Source organism: Nocardia carnea, assembly GCF_029868855.1.
Lineage (GTDB): Bacteria > Actinomycetota > Actinomycetes > Mycobacteriales > Mycobacteriaceae > Nocardia > Nocardia carnea_A.
The window spans coordinates 1-22,667 of sequence record NZ_JARWOV010000291.1 but is presented as its reverse complement, the minus strand read 5'-3'; the positions used below and the strand labels follow the sequence as shown (position 1 = coordinate 22,667).

Annotated in this window: 20 protein-coding genes and 1 pseudogene; 13 read left to right on the top strand and 8 right to left on the bottom strand. The window is 67.7% G+C overall.

Annotation, left to right across the window (positions count from 1 at the left end):
- Nucleotides 1-6: 6 nt before the first annotated feature.
- Nucleotides 7-876, bottom strand: a complete 870-nt coding sequence (gene rfbD / locus QH195_RS30215; RefSeq protein WP_280437880.1) for a dTDP-4-dehydrorhamnose reductase — start codon at nucleotides 874-876, stop codon at nucleotides 7-9.
- 128 nt (nucleotides 877-1,004) lie between these two features.
- Here rfbD and QH195_RS30210 point away from each other — a divergent pair, with 128 nt between their 5' ends.
- From QH195_RS30210 to QH195_RS30195, 4 genes are all read left to right on the top strand, one after another.
- Nucleotides 1,005-2,504: an LCP family protein gene (locus QH195_RS30210; RefSeq protein ID WP_432278402.1), complete on the top strand. Its 1,500-nt coding sequence runs from the start codon at nucleotides 1,005-1,007 to the stop codon at nucleotides 2,502-2,504.
- A 48-nt stretch (nucleotides 2,505-2,552) separates the two neighbouring features.
- Complete coding sequence (locus QH195_RS30205) at nucleotides 2,553-3,272, top strand: TIGR03089 family protein (RefSeq protein WP_280437878.1); 720 nt, start codon at nucleotides 2,553-2,555, stop codon at nucleotides 3,270-3,272.
- A gap of 115 nt (nucleotides 3,273-3,387) precedes the next feature.
- Nucleotides 3,388-4,683, top strand: a complete 1,296-nt coding sequence (locus QH195_RS30200) for a cytochrome P450 (protein WP_280437877.1) — start codon at nucleotides 3,388-3,390, stop codon at nucleotides 4,681-4,683.
- 309 nt (nucleotides 4,684-4,992) lie between these two features.
- Entirely contained in the window at nucleotides 4,993-6,465 is a 1,473-nt protein-coding gene (locus QH195_RS30195) for a phytoene desaturase family protein (RefSeq protein WP_280437876.1), read from the top strand.
- Here QH195_RS30195 and QH195_RS30190 read toward each other — a convergent pair.
- The 7 genes from QH195_RS30190 to QH195_RS30160 all read right to left on the bottom strand — a co-directional run bounded on the left by QH195_RS30190 (nucleotide 6,462) and on the right by QH195_RS30160 (nucleotide 13,198).
- The gene (locus tag QH195_RS30190) at nucleotides 6,462-7,388 is read right to left on the bottom strand and encodes a cation diffusion facilitator family transporter (protein ID WP_280437875.1); all 927 of its coding nucleotides are present in this window, start codon (nucleotides 7,386-7,388) and stop codon (nucleotides 6,462-6,464) included. The two genes, QH195_RS30195 and QH195_RS30190, sit on opposite strands and share 4 nt — an antisense overlap.
- 210 nt (nucleotides 7,389-7,598) lie before the next feature.
- A complete protein-coding gene (manA, locus tag QH195_RS30185) occupies nucleotides 7,599-8,807 on the bottom strand; it encodes a mannose-6-phosphate isomerase, class I (protein ID WP_280437874.1) in 1,209 nt (402 codons plus the stop codon).
- The gene (locus QH195_RS30180; protein WP_280424357.1) at nucleotides 8,807-10,006 is read right to left on the bottom strand and encodes a tobH protein; all 1,200 of its coding nucleotides are present in this window, start codon (nucleotides 10,004-10,006) and stop codon (nucleotides 8,807-8,809) included. Before QH195_RS30180 ends, manA begins: the two co-directional genes overlap by 1 nt.
- Nucleotides 10,007-10,123: 117 nt before the next feature.
- Nucleotides 10,124-11,500 carry a phosphomannomutase/phosphoglucomutase gene (locus tag QH195_RS30175; RefSeq protein WP_280437873.1) on the bottom strand — a complete coding sequence of 459 codons (1,377 nt, stop codon included), beginning with the start codon at nucleotides 11,498-11,500 and terminating at the stop codon, nucleotides 10,124-10,126.
- 421 nt (nucleotides 11,501-11,921) lie between these two features.
- Nucleotides 11,922-12,296 carry a DUF3499 domain-containing protein gene (locus QH195_RS30170; RefSeq protein WP_432278404.1) on the bottom strand — a complete coding sequence of 125 codons (375 nt, stop codon included), beginning with the start codon at nucleotides 12,294-12,296 and terminating at the stop codon, nucleotides 11,922-11,924.
- 102 nt (nucleotides 12,297-12,398) lie between these two features.
- A complete protein-coding gene (locus tag QH195_RS30165) occupies nucleotides 12,399-12,878 on the bottom strand; it encodes a metallopeptidase family protein (RefSeq protein WP_280437872.1) in 480 nt (159 codons plus the stop codon).
- 86 nt (nucleotides 12,879-12,964) lie between these two features.
- Entirely contained in the window at nucleotides 12,965-13,198 is a 234-nt protein-coding gene (locus QH195_RS30160; RefSeq protein ID WP_033243613.1) for a WhiB family transcriptional regulator, read from the bottom strand.
- A 512-nt stretch (nucleotides 13,199-13,710) separates the two neighbouring features.
- On the opposite strand from QH195_RS30160, the gene cofD reads away from it, so the two are divergent.
- The 9 genes and pseudogenes from cofD (at nucleotide 13,711) to ahcY (ending at nucleotide 22,539) form a co-directional block, all read left to right on the top strand.
- Entirely contained in the window at nucleotides 13,711-14,709 is a 999-nt protein-coding gene (gene cofD, locus QH195_RS30155) for a 2-phospho-L-lactate transferase (protein WP_280437871.1), read from the top strand.
- Nucleotides 14,706-16,073: a coenzyme F420-0:L-glutamate ligase gene (locus tag QH195_RS30150; RefSeq protein WP_280437870.1), complete on the top strand. Its 1,368-nt coding sequence runs from the start codon at nucleotides 14,706-14,708 to the stop codon at nucleotides 16,071-16,073. The genes cofD and QH195_RS30150 overlap by 4 nt, the downstream gene beginning before the upstream one ends.
- Nucleotides 16,070-16,591 carry an NUDIX hydrolase gene (locus tag QH195_RS30145; protein WP_280437869.1) on the top strand — a complete coding sequence of 174 codons (522 nt, stop codon included), beginning with the start codon at nucleotides 16,070-16,072 and terminating at the stop codon, nucleotides 16,589-16,591. Before QH195_RS30150 ends, QH195_RS30145 begins: the two co-directional genes overlap by 4 nt.
- Before the next feature lie 576 nt (nucleotides 16,592-17,167).
- Complete coding sequence (locus QH195_RS30140) at nucleotides 17,168-18,403, top strand: alkane 1-monooxygenase (protein WP_280437868.1); 1,236 nt, start codon at nucleotides 17,168-17,170, stop codon at nucleotides 18,401-18,403.
- A pseudogene (locus QH195_RS30135) lies at nucleotides 18,400-18,561 on the top strand (rubredoxin); the annotation flags it as partial. The gene QH195_RS30140 and the pseudogene QH195_RS30135, both read left to right, overlap by 4 nt.
- Before the next feature lie 49 nt (nucleotides 18,562-18,610).
- Complete coding sequence (locus QH195_RS30130) at nucleotides 18,611-18,793, top strand: rubredoxin (RefSeq protein WP_280437867.1); 183 nt, start codon at nucleotides 18,611-18,613, stop codon at nucleotides 18,791-18,793.
- A gap of 41 nt (nucleotides 18,794-18,834) precedes the next feature.
- Nucleotides 18,835-19,470: a TetR/AcrR family transcriptional regulator gene (locus QH195_RS30125; protein WP_280424366.1), complete on the top strand. Its 636-nt coding sequence runs from the start codon at nucleotides 18,835-18,837 to the stop codon at nucleotides 19,468-19,470.
- Between the two features lie 215 nt (nucleotides 19,471-19,685).
- Nucleotides 19,686-20,855 (top strand): alkane 1-monooxygenase, encoded by a 1,170-nt coding sequence (locus QH195_RS30120; protein WP_280424367.1) that lies wholly within the window; start codon nucleotides 19,686-19,688, stop codon nucleotides 20,853-20,855.
- Between the two features lie 202 nt (nucleotides 20,856-21,057).
- A complete protein-coding gene (ahcY, locus tag QH195_RS30115) occupies nucleotides 21,058-22,539 on the top strand; it encodes an adenosylhomocysteinase (protein ID WP_280437866.1) in 1,482 nt (493 codons plus the stop codon).
- Nucleotides 22,540-22,667 lie beyond the last annotated feature (128 nt).

Sequence of the window (22,667 nt, the reverse complement as noted above, 5' to 3'; positions counted from 1 at the left end):
CCCACCCTAACGGGCGGTCCTGGTCAATGCCTCGGTGAGCGCGGATTCCCAGGGGCGCAATGGGGTCAGGCCCGCGTCGCGCCAGGCGGCGCCGGACAGAACGGAGAAGGCGGGGCGGGGTGCGGGCCGGGGGAATTCCGCGGATGTGCAGGGCCGCACGCGCCCGGGGTCGGCGCCGATACCGGCGAAAACCGCGCGCGCCACCTCGAACCAGCTCGCCCGGCCCGAATTCGTGGCATGCAGCACAGCAGGCGCCGCGGGGCGACCGGCGAGTTCGAGCAGACCGGCGGCGAGATCGGCGGCGTAGGTGGGGGAACCGACCTGGTCGGTCACCACGTTCACCGTGTCGCGTTCCCGTTCCAGCCGCCGCATGGTGGCGACGAAATCGCTGTCGGCGCCGCGATACACCCAGGCCGTGCGAACGATATGGGCATCCGGGCAGTGCTCGCGTACCGCGTGTTCCCCGGCGAGTTTGGAGCGGCCGTAGACGGTGCCGGGTCCGGTCGGGTCGCCCGGCTCGTACGGTGCCGTCGCGGTGCCGGGGAACACATAGTCGGTGGAGAGATGGATGAGCCGGGCGCCCACCCGGGCACAGGCGGCCGCCAGGACAGCGGGACCGGTCGCATTGCCGGCGAAGGCCGCCTCGGGGTCCGATTCGGCCCGATCGACCGCGGTGTACGCGGCACAATTGACGACGATATCGCCCGGGCGCAGTACCGATTCCACGGCGGCCGGGTCGGTGATGTCGAGCCGGGAGCGCGAATAGGCGCGGGCGGCGGGCACCAGCCGGAGCAGTTCGCGGCCCACCTGGCCGCCGGCCCCGGTGATCACGAGCCGGTCGGTGCGGTCCGTTCCGGGCGGTACGACATCGTTCACCGGCCCAGTCTGGCACGCCGTCGATGGGCCGAATCGGTGTCACCCGGGCTGCCGTTGGTTAGCCTGCGTGGAGCGGAAGGTGTTTCGACGGCGTACGCGAAGTGGATCGGGGTCCTCGACCGGTCCGTATGGGGAGAGGAAGTTCAAAGGTGGCGCAGCGTGGGGAGCCGACGTTGTGGAGTCCGGCGCGGGTATTCGTCGCGTCGGTTGCTCTGATTGTGCTGGTGGGTACCGGGTTCGCCTGGCGGGGCGTGGATTCGCTGGTGTCGAATATCGAACGCATCAGCGATCTCGGGCTCGGTGGGCACCGCGACGGCGCCGTGGACATCCTGCTGGTGGGCGTGGATTCGCGTACCGACGCGAAGGGTAATCCGCTCACCGAGGCCGAACGCGCGATGCTGCACGCCGGTGACGAGATCGGCACGAACACCGACACCATCGTGCTGGTGCGGGTGCCCAACGACGGCAGCTCGGCCACCGCGATCTCGATTCCGCGTGATGCCTATGTCGATATCCCGGGGCTGGGCAAGGGCAAGATCAACTCCGCGTACGGGATCACCAAACAGGCCGCCCAGGACGATATGCTCGCCGATGGTTCCACGCCGGAAGCCGCCGAGGAGAAATCCACGCAGCGCGGCCGGCAGGCGCTGATCAGTTCGGTGGCGGGGCTCACCGGTATCACCGTCGATCACTACGCCGAAGTCAGTCTGCTCGGGTTCGTGCTGCTCACCGACGCGGTCGGCGGTGTGGACGTCTGCCTGCGCCAACCGGTCGACGAACCGCTGTCCGGTGCGTATTTCCCCGCCGGCCGCCAGAAACTGGACGGCCCGCAGGCCTTGAGCTTCGTCCGGCAGCGGCACAATCTCGAACGCGGCGATCTGGACCGGATCGTCCGCCAGCAGGTCTTCATGGCCCAGCTCGTCCACCAGGTGATCAGTACCGACACCTTGAGCAACCCCACCCGGTTACGCGAACTCAGCGACGCCGTGGGCCGCACCATCGTGCTCGACGAGGACTGGGATCTGCTGGCGTTCCTGAACCAACTCCAGGATCTGTCCGCCGGCGAGGTCACCTTCGAGACCATTCCCGTCGCCGACCTCAACGGCACCACCTCGAACGGGGAATCGGTGGTGCGGGTCGAACCCGGTGAGGTGCAGGACTATGTCGCGGGACTGGTCGGCGAGGAAGCCGGTAGCGACGATCCCGGCACGACCACTTCCGCGACGCAGGCCGCGGAACCGGGAACAGTGCAGGTCGACGTCTTCAATTCGACCTCGGTGTCCGGTCTGGCCGGTGCGGTATCGCAGGAACTCACGGCGCTCGGTTATCTCCCCGGCGAGGTGGGTAACTATGCGGACGGGACGGCTTGGCAAAGCCAGGTGCTCGCCGCCTCCGAGACAGATCGCGAGGCGGCGGCGGTGGCCGCGGCGCTCGGCGGTATCCCGGTCGTCGCGGACGCCTCGCTGGCGCCGGGGACGGTGAGCGTGGTGCTGGCAAGCGACTACGCTGGCCCCGGATCCGGCAGCGAGGACGTGATCGATTTCGGCGGAACGTCGACATCGGCCACCCCGGTGCCCCCCGCACCGCCCATCGCGGCGGCCGAGGACGGACCCACCTGTGTGAACTGAACGCCGGTGTGAATCGGACGCTGAGGAATTGGACGCAGAAAGCAGATGATGCGTGACGTAGAGCAGGCCACGACCCTCCCCGAAGCGGTACTCGAGCCGATTCTGGAACGCGAACCCGCCGCACCCCGGATCACCTGGTACGACGACGCCACCGGCGCGCGTATCGAGCTGTCCGCGCTCACCCTGGCCAATTGGGCGGCCAAAACCGCCAACTTGATCCGCGACGAATTCGGCCTTACCCCCGGGGCGCGGGTGGCGGTCCTGCTACCCGCCCACTGGCAGACCGCGGCGGTCCTGCTCGGCTGCTGGTGGGCCGGGACCGAGGTGGTGCTGCAACCGGACCCCGACGCGGAACTGGTTTTCGCCGCCGCCGACCGGCTCGCGGAAACCGAAGATGCCCCCGAGGTCGCGGCGCTTTCCCTCGACCCCATGGGGGCGCCGGTGCGTGATCTGCCGCTCGGCGTCACCGACTACGCGACGGCGGTCCGCGTCCACGGCGACCAGTTCCGCCCCGGTGGGACAGGGGTCGCGCTGGACGGCATGCCGGTGCCGGAGGTACTCACCCTGGCCCGGAAATCCGCGGCCCGGCAGGGACTCTCGGAAACCGACCGGGTGCTGTCGACCGGTAGCTGGGATACCGCCGAGGAGTTGATCGACCGGTACCTCGCGGTACTGGTCGCGGGCGCGTCGCTGGTACAAGTCGCCGATCCCGATCCGGCGCAACGGGATCGGCGCATCGAGACCGAACGGGTCACCCGGGTTCTCTGAACGTCCGGACTCCTACCACGGTAGGTGCCGGAATCCGACTCCGGCAGGTACCGCCGGGACTGTGTTCTGCGTAACGTCGGCAGGGATGCGACGGAGCAGCGACGGAGGGGTTCGGATGAAACCGCAGTATCTGTATCGGTGGGTCAACCATCACGGACTGGTCCGGGCGGCCAAGAAGGTCAAGCTCCGGCAAGGCGATCCCTTCGCCCGGCTCAACGGCGGTCCGGAAGGTATCGAGAACCCGTACGCGTTGATCGAGGAGATGCGCGGCGCGGGCGGTCTGCATCGGGTCACCTCGGCGTGGATCACCTTCGACCACGACCTGTGCCGGGAGATACTGCGGGACAATCGTTTCGGGACGGGAATGCCCGAACTGGTCCCCATGCCCGGCCGGGTGCGGGAACTGCTGCAGCGTCGGCCGGTGCCGCCCAACCCCGTGGACCCGCCGTCCATGTTGATGATCGACCAACCCGAACACACCCGGATGCGCAAACCCGTCGCCGCCGCCTTCACCCCGCGTGCGGTGGCCCGGCTGCAAGACCGGATCGCGAGCGTCACCGACGAACTGCTCGCCGCCCTGCCCGACAACGGGCCCACCGATCTGGTGACCCGGTTCGCGTCCCAGGTGCCGATCGCCATCATCTCCGAAATGCTCGGCTTCCCCGATTCGGATCGCGAGATGTTCCTGCAGTGGGGCGACGATATAAGCCCGCTGCTCGACCTGGGGATCTCCTGGCAGGCGCACAGCAGGGCAATGAAGGCCTCCGAGCGGGTGCACGCCTATCTGCTCGACCATATCGAGCGGCTACGCGCCCGACCCGGCGACGATATCCTCAGCAGCCTGGTCACCGCGGGGGACCTGTCCGACCACGAACTCTGCACTTCGGCCACCTTGCTCATGGGCGCGGGTTTCGAGACCACGGTCAACCTCATCGGCAAAGGTATCGTCTGGCTGCTCCAGCACCCGGACCAACTGGACCGGCTCCGCGCCGAACCGGACCTCTGGCCGAACGCGGTCGAAGAGGTCCTGCGCATCGACGCACCAGTGCAGACCACCGCCCGGATCGCCCGTACCGACCTCGAAATCGCCGGCCGCCGGTTGCGCCCGGGCTCGACAGTGGTGCTCTCCCTGGCCGGCGCCAACCGTGACCCTGCCGTTTTCCCCGACCCTGCCCGTTTCGATATCACCCGGGAAAACGCCAAGAACCACCTCGGCTTCAGCAGCGGAATCCACGTCTGCCTCGGCGCCGGCCTGGCCCGGACGGAAGCCACCCACGCTCTGCGCGCGCTCACCGAAACATTCCCCGACCTGCGACTCACCGACCCACCGACGCGCCGGCCACTGTTCACCCTGCACGGCTACTCCCACCTGCCCGCCCACACCGGTGCCCGGGCCCGCACCCGGGTCTGAACCGGGCAGGGCGGTCGGGCACAACACCGCGTCGGCGAATATCGGGCAGTCCGGCGGTTCCGACCATTGCGGCCGGGCTCCGCACCCGCAACGGAGGTCGCCGCTCCGCCGGTCAGCACCCGACCACAAATACGCCGGCGGAAACAACCACCACCACACGTCCTGCCGGCGCCGCGGTCGACCCGACGATCGGACCGTGCTGTTCACAATCGCCGGTCGTACACCGCATCCGACGCGCCCGGTGGACGGATTCGACGAGACATCGGATAGGCGCCCGCGTCGGCGTGCCGATAAACATAGACTCGGGTCATGGCTGATGTCGTCGTGGTGGGGTCCGGACCCAACGGGCTTGCGGCGGCGGTGATCCTGGCCGGCGCCGGGCTCGACGTCGAGGTGCACGAGGCAGGGGAGACCGTCGGGGGCGGTTGCCGGACCGCCGAGGTCACCTTGCCCGGGTTCCGGCACGATATCTGCGCCGGTGCGCATCCCATGGCGTATGCGTCACCGTTCTTCCGGGCCTTCGACCTGGCCGCGCACGGGGTGGAACTGCTCACCCCCGCCGCTTCGTACGCGCATCCACTCGATTCCGGGGTCGCGGGGGTGGCGTGGCGGGATCTGGATCGCACCGTGGCCGAGCTCGGGCGCGACGGTAAAGCCTGGCGGAGCCTGTTCGGGCCGCTGGTCGACGACTGGCCGGCCGTGGTGGATACCGCGATGTCGAATATGCGGCGGGTACCGCTGTCCCCGGCGGCGGTCCGGTTCGGTCTGCGCATGTTCGAACAGGGGTCGCCGTTCTGGAACACCCGATTCACCGGAGAGATCGCTCCGGCCCTGTTCACCGGGGTCGCCGCGCATGCGGTCCGGCCGCCGCGGGCATTGCCGGCCGTCGGCGCCGGGCTGCTGTTGGCGACCCTGGCGCATGTCGGTGGCTGGCCTGTCCCGCGCGGCGGTAGTCAGGCGATCGTGGACGCGCTCGCCGCGGAACTACGCCGCCGGGGTGGCCGGGTGATCACCGGTCATCGGGTGGATTCGCTGGCGGAATTCGGTTCGGTCCGGGCGGTGCTGTGTGATACCTCCCCGGCCGAACTCGTACGTATCGGCGGTGACCGGCTGCCCGCCGGATACCGCCGTCTGCTGGGCAACGTGCGCTACGGCCCGGGCTCCTGCAAGGTCGATTTCGCCCTGTCCGGTCCGGTGCCGTGGCAGGCGCCTGACTGCGCCGAAGCGGGCACCCTGCACCTGGTGGGCAGCCGGGCCGAGGTCATGGCCGCCGAGCACGCGGTCGCCGCGGGGATACATACCGACCGGCCGTACACGCTGGTCATCCAGCCCGGTGTCGTCGACCCCGGTCGTGCCCCGGCGGGAAAGCACACCCTGTATGCCTACGCCCACGTCCCGAACGGATCGGATCGCGATATCAGTGAGCAGATCATCGGCCAGATCGAGCGATTCGCCCCCGGGTTCCGGGACCTGATTCTGGCGAAACATGTCTACACGGCCGCCGAACTACCCGCATACAACGCGAACTACGTGGGCGGAGATATAGGCGCCGGCGCGATGACTCTCATGCAGACCGTGTTCCGCCCCGTCCCCCGCTGGAATCCGCACACCACCGGTCTGCCCGGCGTCTACCTGTGCTCCTCGGCCACCCCGCCGGGCGGCGGGGTGCACGGAATGGCCGGTACGCACGCCGCCGCGCATGCGCTGCGCACGGTTTTCGATATTCGCACCGACCCGCTCGAGCTGGCAGGCGCGAATACCGAAACCATGCCGGGCGGTTAGGCCGTACCGGCGGGCTCCCGGTACAGATCGGGTTCCAGGTAGATGACCCGCGCCGTCGGAACCGCGGTCCGGATCCGGGCCTCGGCCTCGTCGATACCCGCCGCGATCCGATCGATATCCAGACCGGGCACCACCGCGACCTTGGCCGCCACCAGCAACTCTTCCGGGCCGATGTACTGGGTCTTCATATGGATGAGCCGGTCTATCGTCGTACCGTCGGCGATGCTGTCGCGGATGGCGCGATCCTCCTCCGCCGTCGCACCTTCACCGATCAGCAGGCTGTGCATCTCGATGATCAGGATGATCGCGATGATTCCGAGCAGTGCGCCGATGGCCAGGGTCCCGACACCGTCCCAGACCGGATCGCCCGTCAGCATGGTCAGCCCGACACCGCCCAGCGCCAGCACCAGGCCGACCAGCGCGCCGGTATCCTCCAGCAGCACCACCGGCAGTTCCGGGCTGCGCGAGTTACGGATGAACTGCCACCAGCTCGCCCGGCCTTTGAGCGGCTTGGACTCGCGGACCGCGGTCGTGAAACTGTAGACCTCCAGCCCGATGGCGATCACGAGGATCACGACGGCCACGATGGGCGAGCTGAGTTCCTCGGGATGCTGGATCTTGTGAATACCCTCGTACAGGGCGTACACCGAACCCAAGGTGAACAACACCAGGGCCACTACGAAGGAATAGAAGTATCGGCTGCGCCCGTACCCGAACGGGTGCAGCTCGTCGGCCTCCTGTTGCGCCCGGTTCTGCCCGAACAGCAGCAACCCCTGATTGGCGGTATCGGCGACGGAGTGCACACCCTCGGCCAGCATCGACGCGGACCCGGTGATCCCCGCACCCACGAACTTCGCCACCGCGATCCCGGCATTTGCCGTCAACGCGGCAACAATCGCCTTCTTACTTCCACCAGCCGACATCTGCCACCCTCTGTGTTGATCGGCGGCGCCTGCGGCGCCGCTGGGTTGAGGCCCTCAGGCGTCAACCCTATAAGGGCCCCGCTGAACTCGGCACCGGGGCGGTGAACATTTCCGTAAGTCTCGACCGGCCGGCGTGGGCACGACGCGCGCGGCGTTGCCGACCGATATTCGGCCGAAGCGTATACCGCTGGGCCGCGGTGGATCCCCGGCTCATCCCACGCAGGCGCAGAAAAGGGTGACCGGGCCGTCGGCCGCGCGGGCGCGGATATCGGTGTCGGTGGCCGAGATCCACGCGGCGGTCCCGCGGTCGAGCCGGACCTCCGAAACACCGTCGAGCAGGTGGGCCGAACCGGCGGTACACAGGACGATGCCGGGACCGGCATGGGTGAGCGGAACCAGCGCCGACCCTTCGGTGATATCGAAACGGCGCAATGCGAATTCGGGGGCGGGCGTGCGGTAGCGCACCGAACCGTCACCGGCCGGTTCGGGCAGGACCAGCGGCAGGTCGATGGGTTCGAAATCCAGGACTTTCAGCAGTTCCGGTACATCGACGTGTTTCGGGGTGAGCCCACCGCGTAGGACATTGTCCGAGTTCGCCATGATCTCGACCGCGACGCCGCGCAGGTAGGCGTGCAGGTTGCCGGCGGCGAGGAACAAGCCCTGCCCGGGTTGCAGGGTGATCCGGTTCAGCAGCAGCGAGGCCAGCACGCCGGCGTCACCCGGATAGCTTTCGGCGAGTTCGAGGGTGGTCTGGGCGACCGGCGCGAATTCGCGTTCCGGGCTGGACAGATAGCGCACGCAACCGTCCAGGACGGCCGGCAGGAGTGTGTCCAGCACCGTGTTCGGCAGGGTGATCCAGCTGGTGAACAGGGTGCGCAGGCCGTCGGAATCGGGTTGTGCGGCGAGTAGATCGGCATATTGCCCGAGCTCGGGAACGTCCAGCGCGCGGAACAGTTGCACCGTGCGCAGTGGATCCCGGAAACCGGCCAGTGCCTCGAAACGTTCCAATGCGACGACGAGTTCGGGCTTGTGGCTGTCGTCGCGATAGTTGCGCATGGGCGAATCCAGCGGCACCCCGGTGCGGTTCTCCCGGGCGAAACCGGCTGCCGCCTGCTGCGCGCTCGGATGTGCCTGCAGCGACAGCGGTTCCTCGGCGGCCAGGATTTTCAGCAGAAACGGCAGCCGGCCGTCGAAACGGGTCGCGGCGGCGCCGAGTTCGCGGCCGGGTTCGGCCGAGACCACCTCGAGCAGCGAGCGTTTACCTCGTTCGGTACGGATATAGGCGGGGTCGGCGGGATGGGCGCCGAACCACAGCTCGGCTTCCGGATGCGCGGAAGGGACAGGGCGGCCGCAGAGTTCGGCGAGCGCGGTGCGTGAACCCCAGGCGTACGAGCGCAGCGCACCTACGAGTTCGTGCACTAGTAGTGTCCCCCGTCGTACCGGTCCGGATCGCCGGTCGCGACCGCCCGGCCGCCGATGAGCCGCAGGTAGGCAGCCGTCATCTCCCAGCGCAGCGCCAGTACCGCAAGGCGTTCCAGCTCCCCGCCGGCGTGGGCGGGCGGTTCCGGGGCCGGTTCGCCCGATTCGGCACGGGAGGGGTCCGCCGGGACCGTCTCGATATCGGCCGTGACCAGGTCGGCGTCGACGGTTCCGCCGCCGGCGCCCCCGAAGAGCGCGAGTTTGCGCCGTGCGGCCGGGGTATCGGTATCGGTGCTGCACAGGAAGACCCGCTTCTTCTCGACCGGCGGCGGGCCGTCGAGCTGCTCATCGTGGAACAGCGGGTCGTAGTCGGGTGCGGCGGCGGTGGCCGCATCCACCAGTTGGGGCAGCGCGGCCACGGCGACCGACAGGTCCACGGCGGTCGCGGTCCGGCCCGCGGACTGCAGCAGTACCTCCGCGGCGTGCACCGCGAGTTCGGTGGTCGCGGGGCTGTCGCCGGCCAGGATCAGCCCGCGTTGCTGCGTGCGGGCGGCCAGGTTCTTGGCGGGGTTGTGGAACACCTCGTGCTGGGGCCCGTCGCGCAGCGCTTCGGTATCGAGTACATCGGCGAGATCGGCGAGATCGGGCAGTTCGCCTGCCGACCGGGCGGGGACGATCGTCCGCAGAACCGCGATCCCGGTGGCGAGGTAGCGCAGCAGCCGGTTGGCGTCGAGCACCGGCACCCGCGGTTCCAGCACGGTGGCACGTCCGGCCGCCGCGGCCCGCAGCGGGCCTTCGTTCGGTGCCGCCACGACCACCTCGGCGCCGCGGCGCACCGCCCGGTCCACCGCATCGATCAGCCGGGGGTCCCCGGCATCGTCACCGCTGACGAGCACTACATCCAGCGGACCGGCCCAGGAGGGCACGGTGCTCACCGGAACCAGCGGCAAACCGGCCCGGTCGCCGAGCGCGGCCACCAGCAGTGCCGCCGCCCGGCCCGCCCGGCCGGCGCCGGAAACCAGCAGCAGGCTGCGTGGCTGCAGGCCGGCCAGGCCCGCGAGCGCGTTCTCGGCCACGGCCGCTGCGGTGGCCCGTACCTGGGCGCCACCGGATGCGGCGGAACGGAGGGCGCCGCCGGTATCGGCGGCCTCGAGCATTGCGGCATCGTCCAGATCGAGTACCGGCGTATCAGCGATCATCGGGCGTGGCACCTCCCCTCATCGCGCTGTTTTCGGTCTCGGCCGCCGCCACCGCCCGGGTCGTGGACACCGGGCCTGGAACGGGCGAATCCACGGTGTGTATTTCCACTATTCCAGTCAGGCGCGGACGATGCGCAGAATCTCGGTCACGAGTGCGTCTACTTCCTCCGGACAGCGCGCTTCGACGTTGAGCCGCAGTAGCGGTTCGGTATTGGAGGCGCGCAGGTTGAACCAGGCGTCCTCGGGAAGTTGCACCGTCACCCCGTCGAGGCGGTCGACCGCCACCGCCCGCCCGGCGAAGGCGTCGAGCACCGCGCCGGTGCGTTCGGCCGCGTCGTCGACGGTCGAATTGATCTCGCCCGAGGCGGCATACCCCGTGTACGACGCCATCAGTTCCGAAACGGGCCGTTTGTCCTCACCGAGCGCGGCCAGCACGTGCAATGCGGCCAGCATGCCGGAATCCGCTCCCCAGAAATCGCGGAAGTAGTAGTGCGCGGAATGCTCCCCGCCGAAAACCGCCCCGGTATTCGCCATGAGTTGTTTGATGAACGAATGACCCACCCGCGACCGCACCGGAGTGCCGCCCAGTTCGGTCACCAGATCCGGTACCGACCGCGAGGTGATCAGATTGTGGATGATCGTGGCACCGGGCTCCTTGGCGAGTTCCCGCTCGGCGACCAGCGCGGTGATCGCCGAGGGCGAGACCGGATCACCCTGCTCGTCGACGACGAAACAGCGGTCGGCGTCACCGTCGAACGCCAGCCCGATGTCGGCCCCTGATTCCCGGACCAGTTTCTGCAGGTCCACCAGGTTCGCCGGGTCCAGCGGGTTGGCCTCGTGGTTGGGGAACGACCCGTCCAGTTCGAAGTACAGCGGCACGATCGTCACCTGAGGAAGGGCGCCGAGTACGGCGGGAACGGTATGTCCGCCCATCCCGTTACCCGCGTCCACCGCGACGGTCAGCGGCCGGATGCCGTCCAGCTCCACGAGGTCGCGCAGGAACACCGCGTAATCCCCGAGCAGGTCGGTTTCCGTGGTGCTACCCGGTGCGCCGTCGTAACCCGGCACACCTTTGACGAGTTCCTCGGCGATGGTGGCGAGACCGGTGTCCTGGCCGACCGGCAACGCCCGTGCCCGGCACAATTTGATGCCGTTGTAGCGGGCCGGGTTGTGGCTGGCGGTGAACATGGCGCCCGGGCAGTCGAGTTTGCCCGAGGCGAAGTACAGCTGGTCGGTGGACGCCAGGCCGATCCGCACCACATCCAGCCCCTGGGCCAGGACGCCCGCGGCGAATGCATCCACCAGCTCCGGCGACGAGGCGCGCATATCGTGACCGATCACGATGCGCCGCGCGTTTTCGGCCCGCATGAGCCGAGCGAACGCGGAGCCGGTGTCCCGGACGAAATCGGCATCGAGTTGTTCCCCGACGACGCCGCGGATGTCGTAGGCCTTGATCACCGCGTTCACGGACTCGGCAGGGCGGGCGACTGTCATGGGGACCACCCTAGTAGGTGCATTATCGGCGCTGTATACATGGCTTCGCCTCCGGCTCCCCGAGGTTTTCGGCCGCATCGGTTTCCGCGTTCGGCCCGCGGTACTCGCAACTGCGCTGAATCCTCTCGCGAGCTGAACAAAGGAAAGGGCCGAAACCTGTCGGAACCTCGCCGATCAGCGGCGCGGCCACTGATCGGGTCGAGAACCTGGGGCGGGCGACCGAGGTGAGACTCGCCCGGCGGGCCGACCCGGTAGTTCGCTGTGCCGGGTACCCGCTGGACTCGGCGCCCCGCAGGGTGGCACCGGAGGGTGTAGGTCCGAAGCAGCAAGGCGTTCGGTGTGGCAGAGCAGATCCGTCGGTCGAATGGGCGCAGTCGGACCCGTCCGGTTCGGGCACGGTGGGAATCCGGTGCGCCGGATATCAGCTCGGTGGATCGGGAAGGACCCGGAGATGTCCGCGGCGCCCCGTACGGGTGGGACGCGGGGGAGGCGTGTGCTCGCGGTAACCGCGCTGCTCCGGTTCGGGCGGGCGGCGGCGTAGGCCCGCTTCGCGGACGGCCTCGGCCAGCGCCGTGAGGTCGTCGTCGTCGGGACTTGTGGTGAAACCGCCTTCGTGCCGGACCATATCCCAGCCCTTGGGGGCGGTGATCCGGGAGGCATGTGTTCCGCAGAGGTCCCAGGAATGGGGTTCGGCTACCGTCGCCAGCGGACCCACCACCGCGGTGGAGTCCGAGTAAACATAGGTGAGCGTCGCGACGGCCGGATTCTTGCAGCCGGGTCGGCAGCAACGACGCATGGAGATCACGTCGATGAGAGTAACCCGCGACACGGGGCCAGGTGGGGCAGACACGCTCACGGATCCGGTTGTGCACGGCGCGTCGGGGTGTGATTTGTGTCCTTATTCCGGTTCCGGGTCGATTATGTCCGGGTCGACGCCGAGGTAGGTCGCGATCTGCTGGACCAGTACTTCACGCAGCAGGTCGACCAGATCGTCCGGGTCGCCCGCGCGTAGTTCGAGAGGTTTGCGGAACAGTACGACGCGCGCGCGGATGGGAGTGCCGTGCCGGTCCACCCCGGCGGGGATGAGCCGTGACAGCGGGACCGGGCCGTCGGCGACCACCTCGTCCGGCCAGGTGACCGAATCAGGGTGCAGTGGACGAATTTTCGGGACATCGTCGACGGCGATATCCAGCTTGGTGAGGCGATCGTGCCAACGGGTATCCAGCGGCGCGAACGCCTCGAGTACGAGCCGATCGAATTTCTGGCCGCGGGTGCGCCAGGCCGGGACGGTGGGGGGAAGCATGGGTCCGCGCACGCCGCGCCCGCGGCGGCTGACCGACCGGGCGGTCGGGGGTCTGCGATTGCGGGATCGTGCCATGACTCGAACGTTAGTCACACCGATCGCCGACCGCGACGGCCCGCCCCGGCTACCTGCTCCGGGGCGCACCGACGCGAGCGGTGTCGTCAGCCGATACCGCGCTTGAGGCGCCGGCGCTCCCGCTCCGACAGGCCGCCCCAGATTCCGAATCGTTCATCGTGTGCGAGTGCGTATTCCAGACATTCGTCGCGAACCTCGCATCCCATGCAGATGCGTTTGGCTTCGCGTGTGGATCCGCCCTTCTCCGGGAAGAACGCCTCCGGATCGGTTTCCGCGCACAATGCGCGTTCCTGCCACTGTTCCTCGATGGAGTCGAACATCTCGTCGAAACCGGTCACGATAAGGCTGAGCCGGGGCGTCGATTCTCGCTCACTCCGATCGCGATCGGTCCAGCCGTTGTCAGCAGCGACGCCTCGTGCTGCGCCTGCTGTGGAATCGGTTCGCGATACACCCACCGGAATGCCGGCCGGGGCCAGTTCTTCGGCCATCGCTCCGCCTCCTCACTGTGTGTTAGCGCAGAATGATTTCTTTCCGTCGATCCACACGCATATCGACGGCCTAACTCCGCGATGTTGTCTCGCGGACTTCCCCGAGCCCGTCATTCCAATTCGAACATCTGTTCGAGTTTCCGTTCGTGCCTTGAACTTCCAGCACCGTCCGGAATGACATGTCTGTGATTAGACACGCCGCCGGGTGTGATGGTCAAGCCACCGTCACTATTCCGTTACTATCCCGCGCGGCATTCCGAGTCGATCTTGTGACCCGAATAGCAAATGAGCGGCAAATATAGCGGAAGACGCACTATTTCCCGCGCCGCATAGGGTGTACAGATGTGACTTCACAACAAGCGGACATCGGGCCCGCCAATGGTCCCCGTATCGTCGTCCTGGTCGGCGGAGTCGGTGGCGCGCGGTTCCTGTTGGGCGTACGGGAGCTGCTGCCCGAAGCGAAGGTTTCGGCCATCGTCAATGTGGGCGATGACGTCTGGATGCACGGGTTGAGAATCTGCCCCGACCTCGATACCTGCATGTATACCCTCGGCGGCGGAATAGACCCCGAGCGCGGCTGGGGCCGGCTGGGGGAAACCTGGCACGCGAAGGAAGAGTTGGCGAAATACCATGCCCAGCCGGACTGGTTCGGGCTGGGGGATCGGGATATCGCCACACATCTGGTTCGCACCGAAATGTTACGCGCGGGCTATCCACTCTCGGCGGTTACCGAGGCGCTGTGCAATCGGTGGCAACCGGGCGTCGAACTGATCCCGGCAACCGACGATCGCTGCGAAACGCATGTTGTTATCAGCGACCCGGAGAGCCCCAGCGAACGCCGCGCGATCCATTTTCAGGAGTGGTGGGTTCGGTACCGCGCCGACGTTCCAACTCACGGATTCGCCACAATCGGGGCCGATGAAGCCAAGCCGGCACCGAATGTGATCGAACTCATAGCCGATGCAGATATCGTATTACTGGCTCCCTCGAACCCTGTTGTGAGCGTGGGTTCCATCCTCTCGGTGCCCGGAATTCGGGGCGCCTTGCGGACCACCGCGGCTCCGGTGATCGGCGTATCGCCGGTGATCGATGGGAAGCCGCTGCGCGGTATGGCCGACGAATGCCTGTCGGTGATCGGTGTGGAGACCTCCGCGGAGGCGGTCGGCCGGCACTACGGATCTCGTTCGGCCACCGGCATTCTCGATGGCTGGCTGATCCACACCACCGATACCGCCGACGTCCCCGGGGTGCAGGTGCGTAGTGTCCCGCTGTTGATGACCGACCCGCCGGCCACCGCCGAAATGGTACGTGCGGCCCTCGATCTGGCAGGAGTGAAACCGTGACGGATGCGGAGTCGTTCGCCGGGGTAATTGCCGATCATGCGGCTGCGGAATTACGAATTCTCCCGATCACCGGATTACCGGAATTCCGCCCCGGTGACGATCTCGCCGAACATATCGCCACCTGCGCTCCGTGGCTGGCCGACGGCGATATTCTGGTGGTCACCAGCAAGATCGTCGCCAAGGCGGAAGGGCGGATCGTCGCCGCGCCAACCGATCCGGAGGAGCGCGATGCGGCACGGCGGCGGCTGGTGGAGCAGGAATCGGTGCGGATCGTGGCCCGCCGCGGCCGTACCTCGATCACCGAGAACCGGCTCGGGATCGTGCAGGCCGCCGCTGGAGTGGACGGGTCCAATGTCGAACGCGGCGAGCTCGTTCTGCTTCCCGCCGACCCCGACGGCAGTGCGAAAGGACTGCGTTCGGCATTGGCCACCCGGCTCGGTGTGAACGTGGCGGTGGTGGTCACCGACACGATGGGTCGCGCCTGGCGCAACGGTCAGACCGATGTCGCGATCGGCTCGGCGGGATTGCGGGTCTTGCACGACTATTCGGGCACGGTCGACGGGCAGGGAAACGAACTGCAGGTCACCCAGGTCGCGATTGCCGATGAACTCGCCGCTGCCGCCGATCTGGTGAAAGGCAAACTGGGTGCGGTCCCGGTGGCGGTGGTGCGCGGTCTGACACTCACCGACGACGGTTCCACCGCGACCGACCTCATTCGTGCGGGGACCGACGATCTGTTCTGGCTCGGTACGGCCGAAGCCCTGCAGCGCGGCCGGGAAGAAGCGGTGCTGCTGCGGCGTTCGGTGCGCAGTTTCACCGCCGACCCGGTGGATCCGGAACGGATCAGGGCGGCGACCGCGGTCGCGTTGACGGCCCCCGCGCCGCATCACACCCGTCCGGTGCGGTTCGTCTGGTTGCGCGACCGGGCCCGGCGCGAGCGGCTGCTCACTGCCATGGCAGAGAAGTGGCGGGCCGATCTCCTGGCCGATGGCCTGGACGCCGAGCGAGTGGAGCGCCGGGTGAACCGCGGGCGCATACTTTTCGACGCCCCGGAGGTGATCATCCCGTTCTGCGTGCCCGACGGCGCCCACGACTATCCGGACGAGCGCCGCCGCACCGCCGAACAGACCATGTTCACCGTCGCGGTGGGCGCCGCGGTGCAGGGATTGCTGGTTGCGCTGGCCGCCGAGGGGCTGGGTAGCTGCTGGATCGGTTCGACCATCTTCGCACCGGAGGTCACCCGTGCGGTTCTGGACCTGGACGACGACTGGAATCCCTTGGGCGCCATAGCCGTCGGTCATCCCACCGAGGAGTTGACGCCTCGGCCCCCGCGGGACCCGGCGGCGGGACTGGTGGAACGGTGAGCGCCGAATCACTGCACGCCTCGGCCACCGAGCTACTGACCGGGTGGAAACCGGGCAGCGGTCCCGAGGCCTCGCTGCGCGAGGCGATGCTGGCGTTTCTCGGGTCGGCGCCCCGCGGATGCCTGCGCGAACACGCGCCCGGGCATATCACCGCGTCGGCGGTGGTTTTCTCGCACGACGGCCGGGAGGTCCTGCTGACTCTGCACCCGCGGGTCGGGCGCTGGATCCAGCTCGGCGGTCACTGCGAGGAAGGCGACGAGACGGTAGCGGCGGCCGCACTCCGCGAGGCCACCGAGGAATCCGGTATCGAAGGGTTGTATCTCGAGCCGGAACTCTATGCTGCCCAAGCGCATCCGATCACCTGCTCCCTCGGTGTGCCGACACGGCATCTGGATCTGCTGTTCCGGGTCACCGCCCCGCCGGGAGCGGTGCCGGTGCGCAGTGCCGAATCCACCGATCTGCGGTGGTGGCCGGTGGATGCCCTGCCGCCGGATGCCGACGTCGTGCTCTTGCCCTGATTGCAGCCATCCGGTCGGTCGCGTCGTGACCCGCAGGGCTCTTCTCCGAGAACGTGGGCGTGCCGGACCGGTAAACGCACCGGGCGACTGTTCTCTTGGCAGGAGAAGCGGAATCTTCGGCCACGGCTTACCCCGTGCAGGGGTGACCCACGGCTCGTCGGCGGTTACGCCGTGACGGCGTTTCCCTGCGCGGCGGGCGCCGTGGTCGAGACCCGCAGCACGCACTCCCGCGACCACTCTGCCGGCTGCCATCCGGAAACCCCGCAGGAGTGCGGGGCCACGAACACGTGCGGCACGCCGGGATTGTCACGGTGTGTTCTCGGACCGCCGCCCGCCGACCGGGTGTCGAGCCCCGTGGGCGGGCCTGGTTACGGCCACGCGAGTGGATACCGGCGGCGAACAGGCGGTCGTTCCCACTTCCGCCGGGGCGGGTCGCGCCGAATAACAACTGCGTCAACGTAAATCGCCTGGTTACCGAAACCGTAAACCCTATCCACTCAGGGGCATCCGCGCGCCTACCGTCGGTAGCGCATATTACGTGCGTCACAGCAGTTGGCGGGAGGAAGCGAGGCGGCGGTGACCACTGAATCCAGAACCCCGAACACGTCGCGAACCTGGCGTGACCGCAAGCGTTATCTGTGGCTCTGGGGGCTGTTCGCGCCCACCGGACTGTTCACCATCGGGCTCCCACTGACGTGGATATTCGGCTCGTTGGGCTGGCAGGCTCCGGTCCATGTCCTGTTCTGGCTCGGCCCGCTGCTGCTGTACCTGGTGATACCGCTCGCGGACCGGGTGTGCGGCCAGGACGGGTCCAGCCCGCCCGACGAGGTGCTGACGGCGCTGGAGAACGACAAGTACTACCGCTACCTGACCTACCTCTACCTGCCGTTCCAGTACGCGACGCTGGTGATGTTCTGTTTCCTGGTCACCGCCGACCGGCTGGCGGTTCCCGGGCTCGCGGACGGGTTGATGCCGGTCGACAAGATCGGATTGGCGCTCACCGTCGGCGTGGTCGGCGGGATCGGGATCAATACCGCGCACGAACTGGGGCACAAGAAGGTCGGGATGGAACGGCGGTTGTCCAGGATCGCCCTGGCGCAGACCGCCTACGGTCACTTCTACATAGAACACAACCGCGGCCACCATGTCCGCGTCGCCACCCCCGAAGATCCGGCCAGCGCCCGGTTCGGCGAGAGTTTCTGGGCCTTTCTCCCGCGCTCGGTGCTCGGCAGTGTGCGCTCGGCCTGGGGTCTGGAGCGCACTCGGTTGCGGCGAACGGGGGCGCGTCTGTGGGGCCGGCACAACGACGTGCTCACCGCCTGGTCGCTGACCGTGATGTTGTTCGCCGCGCTCACCGCCGCATTCGGTCCCGGACTGCTGCCCTTTCTGCTCCTGCAGGCACTGATGGGCGTGGGTCTGCTGGAGGCGGTGAACTATCTGGAGCACTACGGGCTGGCCCGGCAGCGCACCCCCTCGGGCCGATACGAACGTCCCGCGCCGGTGCACAGCTGGAACAGCGACCATCTGGTGACGAATATCTTCCTCTACCACCTCCAGCGGCACAGCGATCACCACACCTTTCCGACCCGCCGCTACCAGGCCCTGCGCAAATGGGAGCAGGCCCCGGAACTGCCCGCCGGGTACGCGGGCATGATCGTGCTGGCGTATTTTCCGCCGCTGTGGCGGCGAGTGATGGACCAACGTGTCCTCGCCCTCTACGGCGGTGACATCACCCGCGTCAACCACCGGCCGGAAGTCCGCGGGCGGCTGCCCGCCGGGCGCCGCGCGGCCCCGAAGGGGGCAGTGGGATGAACGCCTATCGCTGCCCGGTATGCGGCTACGTCTACGACGAGCGGGTCGGTGCGCCACGGGAGGGGTTTCCGCCGGGTACGCCGTGGTCGGCGGTACCCGACAGCTGGTGCTGTCCGGACTGTGCGGTCCGGGAGAAGATCGATTTCGAGCCGTGTCCGCCCCCGGACCATCCGGGCGGCCGCGGCCGGTGGAAGGACCGATCGCATCATGACCGACTACAAGCTGTATCGCTGCGTCCAATGCGGTTTCGAATACGACGAGGCCCTCGGCTGGCCGGATGACGGTATTGCGCCCGGTACGCGCTGGTCGGAGATTCCCGACGAATGGAGCTGTCCCGATTGCGGCGCGGCCAAGACGGATTTCGCCATGGTGGAAATCGAACGAACTTGAAACTTTGACTCGAGCAGGTAGTTCGTGTCAGTGTCGCTGCCATGCCGAGCACCGGATCCCGGAATTTCGTCCAGGGGTCTGCGCGTGAGTTGCTGCGCACAGCCATCCTGGACGCGATGCGTGACCTTCTCGGACAGCGGGACTGGTCCAAGATCACACTCACCGATGTGGCGGCCGGCGCCGGGGTCAGCCGGCAGACCCTCTACAACGAATTCGGTTCGCGTCAGGGTCTGGCCGAGGCCTATGCCATCCGCTTGGCCGACGATCTCGTCGACCATGTCGAGACGGCACTCGCCGCCAATATCGGTGACGCCGACGCTTCCATCCGTGACGGTCTCGCGAGCTATTTCCACGACGCCGCCCAGGACCCGCTGGTGCAATCGCTGGTGCTCGGCGAGGTCAAACTCGACCTACTGCGACTCATCACCCTCGACGCCGGCCCGCTGATCGAGCACGCCACCGAACGGCTCGTCGGCGTCATGCAGCGCAGCTGGGTGGCCTTCACCCGCGGCCAGGCCGAAACCTTCGCCCACGCCCTGGTCCGGCTGGCGATCAGCTATATCCCCACGCCACCCGGGCCGGAACACGACGTACCGGCCGAACTCGGCCAGGTCTTCGGCCCCTATGTGGCCGCGGTACTCGCCGGGCGGGCGGTATCGGAGACCCCCGCGGGGTGATCCGGCCCGACCGTTACCGGACGTCGAGGGTCACCACCTGCGGTTTCCCGGGATTTCGGCTGTGTCGGTGACTGCTCGTCGGCCGGATGCGGCGTCAGGGTACGGTTCCGGCGTGTAACGGTCACCACGTTTGGGTCGAACAACGACGCAATGGAGACACCGAGTCTGCGAATATGTAGGCCGCTGGAAGTTCGGTATTCAATAGCGGGGCAAACGTGCAATTGGTTGGCAAGTCGGCCGGGTCGGCCGATCCCAAACGCCATCTGTGGATCCTCGGTCTGATCGCTCCGGCTACCGCGCTGCTGCCCTCCCAGCTGGTGCTGCACACCGGCCTCGAGGTGTTCTGGTGGACCGGGCCGATCATGGTCCTGGTGCTCATCCCGTTGCTCGATCTGCTGGTCGGCGACGACGGTTCCAACCCCCGCGACGAGGACTACGAAACCCTCTCCAACGACCGCTACTACCGCTGGTGCACGTATCTCTTCCTGCCGATCCAGCTGATCGGTCTCGCCCTGGCCGGATACCTGTGGGCCGGCAGTGAACTCGATATCGTCGACAAGATCGGTCTCGCAGTCACCCTCGGCCTGGTGTCCGGGATCGGCATCAACGCCGCCCACGAACTCGGGCACCGGGTCGAGCGCCTGGAACGGTGGCTGGCCAAGATCGCCCTGGCGCAATCCGGATACGGCCATTTCTTCGTAGAACACAACCGCGGCCACCACGCCCGGGTCGCGACACCGGAGGATCCCGCCAGCGCTCGGTTCGGCGAGAGTCTGTGGGAATTCCTGCCGCGCAGTGTGGCCGGCGGATTCCGCTCCGCGCTTCGGCTGGAGCGCGACCGATTGCGCCGGACGGGAGCCGGCTGGTGGAGCCCGCGCAACCACATCCTGCAGGCGTGGGCGATGACAGTGGTGCTCTTCGGGGCGCTGATGCTCGTTTTCGGCTGGCAGATCCTGCCCTACCTCCTGCTGCAGGCGGTGCTGGGCGCCGGGCTGCTGGAAACGGTCAACTACATCGAGCACTACGGGTTGCTCCGGGAGCGCCGACCCAACGGGCGGTACCGGCGCTGCACGGCGCGCGACAGCTGGAACAGCGATCGCCTCGTCACCAATATCTTCCTGTTCCATCTCCAGCGGCACAGCGACCACCACGCCAATCCCGGCCGGCGCTACCAGACGCTGCGCAGTTCCGACGAGGCTCCGCAACTACCCGCCGGGTACGCGGCGATGGTGGTCCTCGCGATGATCCCGCCGCTGTGGCGCCGGGTCATGGACAAGCGGGTGCTCGCGCACTACGACGGCGACCTCACCCGGATCAACCTCGCACCCCGCAAACGACAGGCCGCGGCCGCCGTATCGCCCGGCCCCGGCATGGTCGCGGGCTGAGTCCCGCAGGTGCGCCGCGCGCCGCGCGCCCGGTACCGGCACCAACCGATACAGCCGGGCCGCATCCACGCCGAACCGGCTAGCCTTGCGATCGAGACCGTGTTTATCGGGCCTGAGCGAGGGCCCTGCGTGGTGACGCTCCGCTGCCGCCTCCGGGCCCGACTCGCTCACGCCGTAACCGAGAGAAGGCTGATCCACGCTGATGACGACCTCCGAATTGCCTCGCACATCGTTGAGCACCGATAGCCGCAACGGCGTCGAATACAAGGTCGCGGATCTGTCGCTGGCCGATTTCGGCCGCAAGGAGATCCGGCTGGCCGAACACGAGATGCCGGGGCTGATGGCCCTGCGCCACGAATACGCCGACGTCGCGCCGCTGAAAGGTGCCCGGATCTCCGGCTCGCTGCATATGACCGTGCAGACCGCCGTGCTGATCGAAACCCTCACCGCACTGGGCGCTCAGGTGCGGTGGGCCTCCTGCAATATCTTCTCCACCCAGGACCACGCGGCGGCCGCCGTCGTGGTCGGCCCGCACGGCACCGTCGAGGAGCCGCAGGGCACCCCGGTATTCGCCTGGAAGGGCGAAACCCTGGAGGAGTACTGGTGGGCGGCCGAACAGATGCTCACCTGGCCGGGCGAGCCCGCCAATATGATCCTCGACGACGGTGGCGACGCCACCATGCTGGTGCTGCGCGGGGCGCAGTTCGAGAAGGCGGGTGTGGTGCCGCCTGCCGACGAGGAGCACTCCGCGGAGTACAAGGTGTTCATCAACCTGCTGCGCGAGCGGTTCGAAACCGATAAAGGCAAATGGACCGCCATCGCCGAGAGCGTCAAGGGTGTCACCGAGGAGACCACCACCGGTGTCCTGCGGCTGTACCAGTTCGCCGCGGCCGGTGAGCTGTCCTTCCCGGCGATCAATGTCAACGACTCGGTCACCAAATCCAAGTTCGACAACAAATACGGCACCCGGCATTCGCTGATCGACGGGATCAACCGCGGCACCGATGTCCTCATCGGCGGTAAGAAGGTGCTGATCTGCGGCTACGGTGACGTCGGCAAGGGTTGCGCGGAATCGCTGGCCGGCCAGGGGGCCCGGGTCCAGGTCACCGAGATCGACCCCATCAACGCCCTGCAGGCGCTGATGGACGGCTACGACGTGGTGACCGTGGAACAGGCCATCGGGCACGCCGATATTGTCATCACCTCGACCGGCAACAAGGACATCATCACCCTCGACCATATGCGGGCGATGAAGGACCAGGCCATTCTCGGAAATATCGGCCATTTCGACAACGAAATCGATATGGCGGGCCTGGAGCGTTCCGGCGCGACGAAGTTGAATATCAAACCTCAGGTCGACCTGTGGACGTTCGGTGATTCCGGTAAGTCCATCATCGTGCTGTCCGAGGGGCGGCTGCTCAATCTGGGCAACGCCACCGGTCACCCGTCGTTCGTGATGAGCAACAGCTTCTCCAATCAGGTGATCGCGCAGATCGAACTGTGGACCAAGCCGGAGGAGTACGACAACGAGGTCTACCGCCTGCCGAAGGTGCTCGACGAGAAGGTCGCCCGCATCCACGTGGAAGCCCTCGGCGGCACACTGACCAAGCTCACCAAGGACCAGGCCGAATACATCAATGTCGATGTCGAAGGCCCGTACAAGCCGGAGCACTACCGCTACTGACCCGGCGCCCTTTCCCGGTCTCGGGGGGGGGGGGGGGGGGGGGGGGGGGGGGGGGGGGGGGGGGGGGGGGGGGGGGGGGGGGGGGGGGGGGGGGGGGGGGGGGGGGGGGGGGGGGGGGGGGGGGGGGG